The sequence below is a fragment of the Blautia liquoris genome, from assembly GCF_015159595.1.
Classification (GTDB): domain Bacteria; phylum Bacillota; class Clostridia; order Lachnospirales; family Lachnospiraceae; genus Novisyntrophococcus; species Novisyntrophococcus liquoris.
Genome location: NZ_CP063304.1, coordinates 664692 through 678710, shown reverse-complemented (window position 1 = coordinate 678710; position 14019 = coordinate 664692). Strand labels below are relative to the sequence as shown.

General features: G+C 40.7%; 7 protein-coding genes. All 7 read right to left on the bottom strand.

The features are described 5' to 3' along the window. Window positions 1–127 precede the first annotated feature (127 nt). Entirely contained in the window at window positions 128–3505 is a 3378-nt protein-coding gene (locus INP51_RS03120) for a glycosyl hydrolase 115 family protein (protein WP_193736288.1), read from the bottom strand. Between the two features lie 19 nt (window positions 3506–3524). Further along, a complete protein-coding gene (locus INP51_RS03115) occupies window positions 3525–5834 on the bottom strand; it encodes a glycoside hydrolase family 2 TIM barrel-domain containing protein (RefSeq protein WP_193736287.1) in 2310 nt (769 codons plus the stop codon). A 51-nt stretch (window positions 5835–5885) separates the two neighbouring features. After that, window positions 5886–7382 carry a glycoside hydrolase family 43 protein gene (locus INP51_RS03110; protein WP_193736286.1) on the bottom strand — a complete coding sequence of 499 codons (1497 nt, stop codon included), beginning with the start codon at window positions 7380–7382 and terminating at the stop codon, window positions 5886–5888. 103 nt (window positions 7383–7485) lie between these two features. Then, window positions 7486–9582, bottom strand: a complete 2097-nt coding sequence (locus tag INP51_RS03105; protein ID WP_193736285.1) for a helix-turn-helix transcriptional regulator — start codon at window positions 9580–9582, stop codon at window positions 7486–7488. Window positions 9583–9775: 193 nt separating this feature from the next. Then, a complete protein-coding gene (locus INP51_RS03100) occupies window positions 9776–11389 on the bottom strand; it encodes an extracellular solute-binding protein (protein WP_193736284.1) in 1614 nt (537 codons plus the stop codon). 44 nt (window positions 11390–11433) lie between these two features. Continuing rightward, a complete protein-coding gene (locus tag INP51_RS03095) occupies window positions 11434–12348 on the bottom strand; it encodes a carbohydrate ABC transporter permease (protein WP_193736283.1) in 915 nt (304 codons plus the stop codon). A gap of 28 nt (window positions 12349–12376) precedes the next feature. Further along, window positions 12377–13327, bottom strand: a complete 951-nt coding sequence (locus tag INP51_RS03090; RefSeq protein ID WP_193736282.1) for an ABC transporter permease — start codon at window positions 13325–13327, stop codon at window positions 12377–12379. Between the last annotated feature and the right edge of the window lie 692 nt (window positions 13328–14019).

The following is a 14019-nucleotide window of genomic DNA, read 5'->3' as shown; positions in this document are numbered from 1 at the left end:
CTTTCGTTAAATAATATGAGGTTGGGGTCAAAAGTAATTTGACCCCATATGATTCAGAGATCTCTTTGTCTCCATAATGAGATTTTAACCCATGCCGGAAGTTTATGCAATAAAGAAAAGTTTCTGATTAATTTAACCCGTAGTCCCAGTACAGATCCATCGGAGGAGTGTCACTTTTTTTCGTCAGGTAAAGTCTGTCTATCCTGACACCCCCTGATAGTACTGCTAATGTCAGCAGATGCTTCCCTTTACTGAGTTCTATGTCAGCAAAAGAAAGCCACTGCCAGATCTGTTCTGCTTCATATCTCCATAATCGTCCCTGATTATACAATTGATTTTCACTTAAAAAGTTGTGATCCACTGCTGCGCCCAGGCAATACAATCTTGTAGGATTAATTCGAAGCAGCACCCACAAACAATACCTTCCGCCCGTACATTTGATCTGATAGTTAAGCTTTGGCGCAGACATGACGTCCTTCCAATATCTTTCCTTATCCCTGATATATAATGCCAGACCACTTCTTCCATAGGACTCACTGCTGCAGTACTGCCAGTTCTCCTGTTCTGTAAAAGCGAAATCTGTCTGCATATACGCAGTGACAGCATCGATCTTTACTGCCTGATCCTTCTCTTCAAAAACTTCATACGCCGCTTTAAGAATTTCTTCAGGAGTTTTTGTCTTGGCATATCTCGGGACCTCTATAAAATGATCTGTGGCTACCAGACTGTCTTTTGTCACTGACTTCCTGGCGAAAATCTCTTTTCTTGGCTTAAGTCTGAAGTTTCCGTAAAAGTCATCTGCCCATTTTAAAATCCACCCCGTTTTGGGAAGTTCTTGACTCCCACGGAGGATCCCGAGATTGTTTTCTTTTTTCTTTTTTGTATAAATCACCAATTTAGAAACTGCAAAATACCGGTCTATTACTTTCAGGGTAATCGTATGGGATCCATGGTTCAGATGCGCCAGTTTCAGCCAGAGCTTGTCCACATTATTTGCGGAGTTACACTCCCAGGTATCCCTATACTCATCAGTGGCTTTACTCTCTATGGTCCGGAATTCACCATCGTCAATCTTCACGCCCATTCGAATCCTTCCGGTAGAATTCAGAGAGGGAAACCGGTGAACTTCCAGCAGAAATTCTCCTTCACTGGTCAAATATATAGGAAAAGATGTCTCTGCCCCTTCTTTGTATCCTTCCAGAAGGCTGCCTTCTTCCCTTCCAAGTCTCGGAATAGTTCGAAATCCTTTTGTTTTTACACCAGACATTGAGATCACAACTGCTCCGTCGTCTTCCGGATTCTCAAAATCAGCAGGCACAGGATCTATCTCTACCGGTATATCGTAATTGCTGCCATCTGATTCATTTGTAATAAGAATCTTTCCCTGCCTTTTTTCAGTTGTATCATCTGCTGAAATTAGTATTCTCTCTTCCCGGGACACCTGTCCATGTTTTTTCGAAAGTTTCACCCAGTCCGGAGCTTCAATCTTATATTGAAAACTGCCCGCTCCCGCATTGGAAATCTCCAGCCATTTCGTGGAAGGACTGACAAAAGAAATCTTGTCTTCTTCATTCCAAAGAGAAATAAGCATCCTAGTTTCTCCCATAGAAAGGGGTGGGGTACATGCAGGATACATCGCCGTTCTCGGCGGCGGGAAGTCCTCCGGTGTAACGATTCCGTTCCATTTTCCTCCGGACATATTGTGATTATAGTAGAAGATGAGTTTTCTTCTGGCATCCTCATATGCCCTTGTCTCCTCTACATACTGTTTCGCTGCCTGCATCTTTCCCTGGGAACAGCAAAGCGTACTTCTATCTGAAAAGTAATACTGGCACATCGTCAGATAAACTGCATGAATTCTCATCAAAACCAGCTGGAAAAACGCATCCTTTTCATCTGCGGGAAGACTATCATATACTTCATCTGCCTTGTCCAGAATCTCTTTCAGCTTATGAACTCTGACTACGGCCTCATCCCCATAAGCCGTCTGGGAAAAAACATCGTCCTCCATCATCTCAAGCTTTCTGACATTTGCAATCTGAGAAAACTGATTGATCATGGGCGCCAGCTTCTGCCCATGGTCTCCTGAAAAGTTTCTGTCAATCCACTGACTCACATAACGATCCGTGTCCGCGGTTCTTTCATCTGTTCTCCCAGCCTCCCAGGCAAGGCGCAGAAAAAACTCTGCCTCCATCTCCAGAGGCTTCAATGCACCCACATTGAGGATCCACAACTTCTGAATTCCTTCCTGATAAGCTTTCATCAGCTCATACTTTGTATGGGCCAGAGGAATAGAGCAAAGGAAAAGATACGATCTTCCCGGCGGTGACCAGTAAGAATTGTGGTAGTAAATTCCATGTCCCCCCGGCCGTTTTTGTTCCTCTATGGAGGGATAACGCCGGATATATCCGTAGTTGTCATTTGCCCAGATCATGGTAAAGTCTTCCGGAATTTTGAGTCCATGATCGTATAATTCCAATACCTCTTTATACGGAATAAATAATCTAAGTGGTGTCTCGGTGAGCTCCTCCTCCAGAATCTGATCCTGATTTGATATAATAGTCTCCAGTAGTTCGATTTTCTGTCTCCGAAGCTCCTCGTCTGTCTTTCCATCGAGCATGCTCGTCTCGAATCCGGAATCATGGATCCCCCTCATACCTAGGGTATAACTCACTTCAAAGTCTTTATTTTGCTGAACACTCTCCCTCCAGTATTCATTTAAAATTTCTCTGTTTCTTCCCTCTATGGAGTAGTCATACTTTACATCCTGATATCCTTTTCTCGAAAGCCACGGCAGCCATTCCCGGTTGTTGCTGCGCATCAGCATGTCGCAGTGAGAGGTTCCCACTACAATACCCATCCGGTCTGCCAGTGCTCCGTTTTCTTTTTTTATATTAAAGGAATTGACATGCATTGCCGGCCAGATATAATTCCCTTTCAGCCGGAGAAGCAGCTCAAATATTTTTTCATACGTATGTGTTCCTATGGTATTCTCGTCCATGTGAAGTTTCGCCCAGTGCTCAAGTTCTTCTTCATCATTGATAAAGATCCCTCTATATTCCACGGATGGGTAATCAATCTTTTCATATCCTTCCGGAAGATGAATGCACTCTCGCTTTCGAACCGGAACATCTGCCCAGAAATACCAAGGGGAAACACCCATCCATTCACAGAACTCGTATATTCCGTATATTGTTCCCCGTCTGTCCGTTCCCGCAATTACCAGACGCCCATCGGTCACCGTCAGAATATAGGCTTCTTTTCGAAATTCTCCTGTTTCATCCTGGAGTTTATGTAGATCGAAGTATCTCTCTATCTCATGAGAGACACCGATGGTTCCCACGACAATTTTTGCATCAGACACTTTCGATAACAATGTCTCTGTTTCCAAAACCTTTTGCAAATCGACCTTCAGATTCTCTACTGCAATACTGACTGCCTCTGTCTCATCTTTTCCAATCCATACAGGAACTAAGTCTTTTCTTTTCGCTTTAAATTCCATCATTTTCCCTCCCGTTGCATTATTACTTATCCGTATTCAAGCCACACCGTAAAGAACCACTTTTCATACCTGATGCGTGTGCAGATACCCGGATGATTCCCGGAATATCCCCGCATTTGACGAGGACACTTGCCTGACCGTGATACATATGAATAAAAGCCTCATCGTAGGGCTCATTTCCCATCAGATTCCCATTATCCACCGCCAGAATTTCTCCATTTCCTTCGATTTCAAAGTTTACGAGAGACTCTTCACGAAAGTATGGATTTCCATGCTCGTCACATGCCCGGACTGTCAGTAGTCTCTGCTGACCACAGTCAGCCGATACATATTCACCTTCTGTAAATCTTAGTTCTACAGGAGCATCCGGGGTGACAACTTCCCTGCTGCATACCTCCTCCCCCTGTATATATCCCACTACTTTAACTCTTCCCGGAACATAGGGAATAAATCCTGTAATCAATCGGTTGGCACACTGAGATGGGTTGGGCAGATAGAACTCTTTTTCATTAACAAACAATCTGACCTCCTCACAGTTGCTGGCAATCATATAGGGAATGACTGCCCTGTGAAACTGCGGAAAATGCCAATGCTCCGCATAAATCGGAATATCCCAGTGTTCTTTTACTCCCTCATCTTTTAGACTGTAATCCATCACAGCAAAGTATACCATCGGTTTTTTGCTCCAGTAACTCTGCATGATGTAATAGGAGGGTCTGCGATTACCATTGGTGCGGATCAGAGAGCCCCCCCATCCTTTTGCCGGATACCCCATGGATTCTCCAAGATAGTCGAAACCCGTCCATATGAAACCACCCATCACATATTTCTTTTCCAATGGGACAAGAGAAGGGTTTTCACAGATAAAATTCTGCATCTGATTCTCATGCCCTTTGAAAAACTGATAAATCTCCGTTCCCAGAATCAATTTATCCGGAAATCTTTCATGAATTTTATCATACCACTGTTCCTGATAATTGCAGGAGATAATATCAACTACATCTGCGATCCGCGCAATACAATCCAGGCGTTCTTCCATATCACAGATTTCCATATCATCTGTCTCGTCCACAAACTTCTGGATATCTTTCACCCTGGATAAATCCACGTTACTCTCCCTCTTAAAATGGGGATTCATTGCATAAGTTACCGGTCTTGTATTGTCCAATGACACGACCTGTCCTTTCAACATTTTCAACAGACGGATCATAGAGTCCTGAGCCTGATTTTCCACTTCGTTTCCAAGCCCCCAGATAAATACGCATGTTCTGTTCCGGTCTCTTTCTACCATTGTTGTCAGGTCTTTTTTCCACTCTGTTTCAAAATACCTGCCGTAAAGGCCCCCGGTCCACTTGTCAAAGCATTCTTCATAGACATAAAATCCAAGCTCATCACACAAATCCAGGAACTCCTCTGCATACATATGATGAGCCGCACGTATACCGTTACAGCCAAGCTCTTTTAAGTCCATAAGCCGTGTACGCCACATCTCCTTTGTTGCAGCAATTCCTCTGCAGGCTATGTCCTGATGCACACAAACACCTTTCAATACTACCGGTTTATGATTTACGATCATCCCCCGGTCAGGAATAAAATCAAACTCACGGATTCCCACATGCATCGTAATCTGATCTGCACACCTTTCCCCATCCATAAGTTCCAGTTTCAGATGATACAGATTTGGTTCCTCTGCGGACCAGAATTTTGCGTCAGGAATTCGCAAGGTTATGATTTCTTCTTTTCTCTCAGTCTGATACATATTACCATCATGTTCAGCGCTCAGGCGCATACTCCCCTGTATTCCGGGATTCACAGTGATGACACCTGAATTATTATCTATCGCGGTGCTGACTCTGATTTTTCGCTCGTCCAAATGGTGTTTTTCTGTCTCAATCCACTTTACTGTCCGATAAATCCCGGCACCACTATACCAGCGATCCACGGGCTTTTTTGTATTGTCTACGCGTATTAGTATCTCATTGGTTCCTGTATGTACATAATCGGTAACATCCAGCCGGAAAGGACTATATCCGTACTTTCGACCTCCTGCCATGTGACCATTGAACCATATAGTGCTGTCCTCATAGATACCGCCAAAATCCAGATAATAGCAACACCTATCCTTTTTTTCACTTAACTCAAGTTTTTTTCGATACCAGCCAATTCCCCAGCGGTCCCGAAAACCCTGTGCTTCTCCCTGCTCCATATCTTTTTTGAACGGACCAGTGATCGCCCAGTCATGAGGAAGCTCAACTTCTGAGAAATGTTTTTCACCCTTTTCCTCTAATGCAAACTCCCATCCAGTCATTATTCCTATTTCTTTTCTAGCCATGTTTTGACCTCCATATCTTATCTTTCAAGTGAAATAAATTGACAGCTCATTTTATTTCATACAAAAACCATCAAATATCGCTTCCGCAGTCGAGGGATTTTCACACAGTGCATATAGTCCGATTACTGTTCCTGTAAAGCATTTTCCTGCTATTTCACAGGAAAGAAAGCGTGTAGACGCTCTCCCAGCAAAATGGGTTATTTCTTCTTCCTCCTGTTCATAATAAAAACGATATTCCAATGCATCCGCTTCTATGATCAGCCGTAATCTTTCTCCTTTTATCTTCACCATACAGGACCTTTGTATAAAATCTTCGGCTTTTTTCTCTACCACAAGGTAATTCTCCCCATCGATTTTCTTTTTTGAAAAGCAATAATAAAATTCCGAAGATAAATAAATCAGTATCCCCGCCTCATCTCCATCCAATACAGGAGAAAATTGTAAATTTACCTCCACTTTACAGGAAAAATCACATTGTCTTATCGCTGTAAAGGAAGGGCTGCTCTGGCTTTCCTCTAACTTAGCTGATGGCCGAATTGTAAGAGTACCATTGCCTCTGATATAATTGGAGAAATCCGGGTTTCTTAAAAATATCCAATCTGGCTCCCAGTTTTCTTCTCCAAAATCAGGTGCAAAACACTTTTTCTCCCTTTGTTTCTCCCATAGGGGGCCTTTTTCTATTAACTTTGCTTTCCCATCGTTTCCGATAACAGGCCAATCCTCTTTCCATTCTACAGGTGTAAGGAATGTCTCTCTTCCAAGATGAGACATGGTTCTTCTGGATAGGCGGATTCCCAGATGCAGCATCCACCAGTTTCCATGATTGTCTTCGATTAGATCCCCATGTCCGGTGCATTGGATTTCTTTCGATGTATCATGCCTATTTGTGAGTATGGGATTATATGGACAGCTCTCGTAATCGCCCCAAAGGTTTCTGTTTCTTGCTATGGTAATCATGTGATTGAAATTCGTTCCTCCCTCTGCAGTCATCATGTAGTACCAGTGCCCGATATGATAAATGTGAGGAGCTTCCAGGAATCCGCCTTTTGTCCCTTTCCATATGGTTTTAATCTCACTTAGCAGTCTGCCTGTAGCTATATCGATCTCAGCCATGGTGATTTCTTCCTGACCCGGATGCAGTGTCTGATTCGTACAGTAATAAGTTCTCCTGTTTTCAAAATACAAAGATGGATCAATTCCGCTCATAGGAACCCACACAGGGTCCGACCACTCTCCCTGAATATCGTCTGTAGAAACAATAAAATTTCCACCCCCATCCAAGGTTGAAGTAACATAGAACTTTCCATCATAATGCCTGATTGTCGGTGCCCATATTCCTCCTGAATCTTTAGCTCCCTGCAGGGAAATCTGTGATTTTCTGGTAATGCAATTGCCTATCTGCTTCCAATTTACCAAATCTCTGCTGTGATAGACAGGAATTCCCGGAAAGTATTCGAAAGAACTGTTGACCAGATAGTAATCTTCACCCACTTTGCATATACTCGGATCCGGGTGAAAGCCCCGTACAACTGGATTCATATATTTCATCAATCTTCTCCCCTTTTATAATTGGTCTTATTATCTATTTTATAAAAGTCCTAACTCTATAAATAGGACTTTTTTTAGATGTATGGTGTAATTTTTTTAGATATTATATCGCCTGCACTCGATATTGACCGGGTGTTGTTCCCGTGTATTTTTTGAATTTGCGAATAAAAACATGAACGTCCATATAACCAACTTTGACACTTATTTCTTTCACCTTTAGATCAGTTTCCTTTAAAAGGACTTTTGCCTGTTCCATCCGTAAAATAGTCAGATAATCAGAAGGGCTTATTTCCATTGCATTCTTGAATTTTATTGCCAGAGTCACACTGCTGACCCCTAGCTGCTCCGCCAGCGTAGCCATATTAAACTCCGTATTCTGATAATTTTGTTTCATATTCTCTATTGCTTCTCCTACAAACTTTTCTCCACTTTCTGCTTTCCCAGGATATGCTTCCATCAGTTTACTGCAGACCTCCCATAAAATATCGTGGAAATCGTTGAGAGTGAGACACTGTGCAAGTGAAAATACACTATAGGTGTCTTCAAAACTGATCTTGCTATCTTTTCCCTCCGCAAAGAGCATATAAATAATATTATTACAGAGAATTCGAAATGTAAGCAGCGACTGACCGCTGGATCGAAGAGTATCACATATCTCCTGTATGATTTTCTTTACTTCTGTTTCATTTCGATCCCGAATTGCACTTCTCAATCTATGTAAGTAAGGATCCGTAACCGTAATCGATCCTTTCCGGATTTCTATGTCTGTGAAATATAGGATTCTCCCATTGTCCACCAATAATCGGGTACTATATGCTGAATCTGCTTCCAGATAGGCAGTTGGCGCCTCACAAAAATCACTGTGAAAATCACTGACAGACATAACGAATTCCTCACAGCAGTTTTTACCGACAATAAACAACTCTTTTAATAATTCTTCCAATCTCTTAATCGAATCTGAGAAAAGAACATATAGGCTTTGGTTGCTATTGATCAGGTGTATACCATATCCTTCTTCGACCCTTTTTTCTGATATTGCATGGAGCATCATTTCCTGCCCAACATTTTCAGCATTATCTCCATAATCTCCCATAAGTGTAATAACATAATATGCTTTATCTATGTTAAGACTCGCTTCCTTAGCCACGCAAATCACCTGATCTCTGTCCGCAAATTGTCCACGAACAAATTCACTGATAAATCTCGTTCTGCGCAGCAGCATGTGTTCCTCATTGCTTTCTTTGTGGTTTTCCACGAGAACACGAACTCCGTTTTCCATATTTTCCATATTATAATATTCTTCTGTCCCCAGAAGAATATTAATGCTCCGAACCTTTTCCGATAAGCTTTTGGATAGTTTCAAAAAAGCAAAAGCAGTAGGAATACTGCAAATTGCCAAGATCAGCAGCACTCCCCATTGTTCTGAGAAAAAATTATTCTGAAAAATCTTTTCAGACTGTACTGTACAGTATAGCAGCCCACTTTCTCCCTGCATCCAGGTAACCAGATATTTTTCACCGTCTTTTTTCATAACATATTGTTCTTCATCTGATTTTCCCGGCGGATCAGGACTTAATGGCACATTCCCTCTGGCAACAATTGGAACATCTTGATAAAATATAAAAGTCCGCCTCTTATCGTTCGATTCACTTCCAAGTAGCTTATCATAATATTTCCCACCTACTAGAAACAAAATAGTGCTTTCTTTCTTTGGCTCCATAGGAATGGAATAAATGACAGTGCTTTCCATGATCCTGCCTGATTTTTGAACCAGGTATCCTTCTATTTTCTGTTCCGAAAGTACAGACATCTTTTCGTTCTCATACAGAAACTCCTTTAATTGCTCTGAATTGAATTTCTCTAAGCGGATCCCTTCCGTCACAAAATTACTCACATTTATTGATGTGCTCTGATTATAGAGATAAGAATCCCCATGGTAAAAGAAAAAGCAGCGGTCGAAGAACTGACTTACTGACAGATACTGATTCATCACCTTTTTCAATTCAATGCTCTTCTGAGGCTGATCGTGCAGACTAAATTCCACATTTCCTCCCATGAGACTAAGCTGTGTCATTATATTATTCAATACGCTCATGTTATTTTCATGTTCATCTGAGACCGCAGAGAGATAATCCAGATTGGATTTTTTAAAATTAGTATAGACTGTATTGTAATAAAACCAGTACAAATAAGATCCCATAATTAAAAAAATGAATACCATAATTGCAGAAAAAGACAAGATATAACCCCATAGATTTTTGCTCCTAAATTCCCTTGAGAATCTCTTCATCATTTTGCCCCTCTTACTTTTGAATGATAAATTTCCAAACCTACCCTCGTAATTACCAAAAGGGCATAGCCCTTTATTTTTTGCAGGACTATACCCGGTTATATTATTTTATATCCATCTTGTCAATGGCTTTCTGATACATGTCTACATATTCTGAAACCTTCATATTTTCAAACATTTTCACAAACGCATTCCAGTTATCATCCGTGACTCCTTCCGATATAAAAGTCGCCATATTTTCGTCCACTGCGTTTTTGATATCTGTTTCTATCAAAGAACTATTGGCATGTTCTTCTGCAGTCAATGGAGCTGTCGTCAGATAATCATTGGAATACTTCTGTATGATGCCTGCTTTGTCATAGGTCTGACAGTAATCGGTCTTCTCCAGACGTTGAGGTGACATATTAAAAGTATCTGATATATATTTCGCAGGTGCAAAAAACAATGTATTCACATCCAGGCAGTTTTTCGTACCACTTGTATCTGTCACAATTGAATTGATCTTATTATTCTCTGCATCGTACTCCCATCCTTCCCCCTCTGGTCCATAATACAACGAATACATGGTCTCAGTGTCCAGCAAAGAATCCAGCCATCGCATGCTTTCAGGGATATGTTCATTTGATGTAGTAATATAAGCGCCATTCTTTGCCATTTCCAGATATCTGGCCAGTTTTGGTGTCACTCCCTCCGGCGCCGTCGGCATAAATAGTGTACAGTCTTTTTCTACCCCATTATCCCATCCCATGGCCGTCAAACGCCATGCAGTAAAGAATCCGGCATTGCCTCCGCTTAGCTTTGATTCTACAGTATTTGCATCCTGAGAGAGGATTTCCGGATCGAGCAGCTCCTCTTTATATAACATATTCAACCATTCCATACACTTTCGAAATCCCTCTTGTACAGGTGCGAATTGTACTTCCTTGTTATCATCTATATACAGGGGTGTGGCCGGAATTCCAAACATTGGAAGCATCCACGGCACACCATAGTAGCCATCATTCAATGACATTTCCACAGGAATTTCATCCTTTTGTCCGTTTCCATTCGGATCTTCAGTTTTAAACTTTCGAAGAACATCCGTCAGTTCATCCAACGTCTTTGGCATCTCCAGATTCAGATTATTCATCCATGTCTGATTAATAAAGAAATGAGCCTGTGTATTAATATTCTGCCCCACCAAATAACCAACGGAATATTTTTTCCCATCGGAAGCCACCAGACTGGCTGTTGGATCAGTTTCCTCGTCTGTAATCCGCTGCGTATAAGTCGGCATGTATTTTTCTGTCAGATCGTCCAAAGGCAGCAGTAGTCCCTGGGTTACTCCATATTCTTCAACATCAACCTCTCCACTTGATCCCATAATAATATCAGGATACTCCCCCGAAGCGAACATCAGATTCAGCTTGGTCTTCCAGTCAGTTCCCTTAATTACCTCCCAATCGATATGTATTCCTGTTTTCTTTTCCAAATCCTGAATTCCGGGCATATCGTCTGGGGCAATCAGAGAATCGGTATCTCTGATTGATAGCATCACTTTCAGGGTCAACGGCGAATTCACGATCGGATACCCTTCTTCATTAAAATTGTCTTTTTCTGTGGTCTGGCTCTTGCTTTTCTCTTCTGAATCTTCTTTGCTTCCACCTGATCCGCAGCCTGCCATGGTTACCGCCGTCATTGCTGCCGCAAGCGTTACAGCCAAAATTTTTTTCATCATTACACTGCCTCCTTTTCTATTGCAACACATTCTTTGTGTTGATTTCATCCCTTTAAAGAACCTATCATAATTCCTTTTTCGAAATACTTTTGCAAAAACGCATATAAGATAACCACAGGGCCTGTCGCTATCACAATAATACAATATTTTGCCACATTAGCAGTACGTATCGCCTCGTTCATAGAGGCAGCATTTTCGGATATACTCAGCATATAGTCACCTGATTTATCCACCTGTAGTGTTGCCAGTATTTCACGCAGTACTGTCTGCAGCGGCAAAAGGGATCTGTCTTTTAAGTAAACCAGTCCTGTAAAATAATCATTCCATTTGGCTACACCATAATACACGACAAGCACTGCAATAATCGTCTTACTCAAAGGAATCACACATCGAAAGAAATAATCAAAATGCGACGCACCGTCGAGCATGGCCGCTTCGTATAATTCATGAGGAATACTAGTCTGAATATAGGTTCTTGCCACCATCAGATTCCACACACTTACGCTTCCCATCAAAATCATCACAAGCCTTGTATTATAAAGCCCGATATCTCTCATCACCAAGAATGTTGGTATCAATCCTCCACTAAAGAACATAGTAAAAACCAGTAAAAAATTGATAAATGATTTTCCCGGAAATTTAGGTCTTGACAAAGCATATGCTCCTGCCATAGTCACTGCTATACTAATAAACACACTAACTACTGTATATAATATAGAGTTCCCATAAGAGCGGATAAGTTCTCCATATTGTAAAACTGCCTTATACCCTATCAGGGAAAAATCAACCGGGTGCCAGATCACCTCGCCCCGTATAATTGCATCCGGATCCGAAACAGATGCAATGATTACCAGATATAAGGGATACAGTATAATAAGCATTATAACTGTCCAAAAGATACCGTTAAATATGTAAAAGATCCGATTACTCATGCTTAGCTTTTTTTTCTGCCGAACCATTTAAGCGCCTCCCAACCTTATTTTTCTATTAAAACAGACCTACATTTGTTGCTTTCTTTGAGATTTTATTCACTGCAATAATCAGAACAAAGTTGATCACATTCACGAACAAACCAATAGCTGCTGTATATGAAAATTGTCCACTTCCCAAGCCAATATTATATACATAAACACCAATGATATCTGATGTAGGTATATTGCCTGGTGTCTGCATGACAAGTGCTTTATCGGTATTACTGCTCAATAATTTTCCGCAGTCAAGAATAAACACCATCATAGCAACCGGAATCACACTCGGAAAATCAATGTAACGTATTTTCTGCCAAATGCTCGCTCCGTCTATTTCGGCTGCTTCGTAAAGTTCCTGATCAACCCCTGAAAGTGAGGCGATATAGAGGATCGTTCCCCAACCGGCTCCCTGCCAGATGCCGGATACAATATAGATTGTTCGAAAAGCACTTGACTCTGACATGTAATCCACTGCTTTCAGACCAAAAGCATCACGAAAGACATTGAATATGCCACCACTGGGAGAAAGAAATATGTAAAGCATGCCTGCAAGCACCACTGTAGATATGAAATAAGGAACATAAATACTTGTCTGGATGAACCTTTTTCGCTTTGCACTTTTGATCTGATTCAGTAAAATAGCCAGAATTAGTGGAATCGGAAAACTCCATAGCAATGAATAGACATTCAGTAAAAGCGTATTAGATAACAGCCTTTTAAAATAATAAGCATCAAAGAAGGTTTTAAAATGTTTTAATCCTACCCATGCACTTCCGGCTATTCCATGCACTGCTTTATAATCTCTAAAGGCAATCTGTATCCCGTAAAGTGGAAGATAATTGAATACAAAAAAATAAATCAACGCCGGCAAGACAAGAACGTATAACTGCCAGTTGTTTTTGAAAGCCTTTTTGAATCCCTGTTTTTGTTTTTTTCCTCCTTCAATTTTTCTTTGTTTTTTTACTCCCATACCACCATCTCCTATCAGTTTTATTTGGTTTGTACATATTCATCATATTCAGTGATGATGAAATAGTAAATTGTCTAAAATTTATACCATTATTTTTTCAGAAAACGTTAATTTTCAGCATAATATTCTTCATTTACACTAGACTGGGGAATCTAGATTCTCAATAAATCTTACATCTTTCCATTCAGGTCTTATTAAAATCTATGTCACATAATTTTTCACTTACATCCCACATTAATTAATTCATATTTTCCATTTTCATCAAAATATTTACATTTTTTTCGTGTTCCTGTATAAAATTTATTCTATGTAAATTCATTTTACAAGTATATTTGTGTAATTAACCCAAAAACCCCAAAATCAAATGGTGATTGACAAAATGAAATCTCATGATAAAATACAAATAAATAGGTAGTACCTATACTTATGCAAGGAGGGAGATCATGCAGTTCTTTAATGGAAAGATCATTGGAGTACTGCATTTTTTTATATATTATTTCCAGTTACTGCCAATCTGTATGATACCAGGGGCAAAAGGTCCTGCGTTTCATGCTTGCATGAAAAAGCATGACCTTGGGACCCGAACAAACATGAGAAAGCAACCCGATTAAGGTGTATTTCGAATGTTTGTAAGATTGTGAGAGCTCGAAGACCGTAACAATCTGTGTATCATTAGCGTCAAAATACCTTTT

Bases quoted from the DNA above. Each gene is read 5' to 3' on its own strand.
- INP51_RS03120 (WP_193736288.1), bottom strand. From the start codon at position 3,505: ATGATGGAATTTAAAGCGAAAAGAAAAGACTTAGTTCCTGTATGGATT.
- INP51_RS03115 (WP_193736287.1), bottom strand. From the start codon at position 5,834: ATGGCTAGAAAAGAAATAGGAATAATGACTGGATGGGAGTTTGCATTA.
- INP51_RS03110 (WP_193736286.1), bottom strand. From the start codon at position 7,382: ATGAAATATATGAATCCAGTTGTACGGGGCTTTCACCCGGATCCGAGT.
- INP51_RS03105 (WP_193736285.1), bottom strand. From the start codon at position 9,582: ATGGGATCTTATTTGTACTGGTTTTATTACAATACAGTCTATACTAAT.
- INP51_RS03100 (WP_193736284.1), bottom strand. From the start codon at position 11,389: ATGATGAAAAAAATTTTGGCTGTAACGCTTGCGGCAGCAATGACGGCG.
- INP51_RS03095 (WP_193736283.1), bottom strand. From the start codon at position 12,348: ATGGTTCGGCAGAAAAAAAAGCTAAGCATGAGTAATCGGATCTTTTAC.
- INP51_RS03090 (WP_193736282.1), bottom strand. From the start codon at position 13,327: ATGGGAGTAAAAAAACAAAGAAAAATTGAAGGAGGAAAAAAACAAAAA.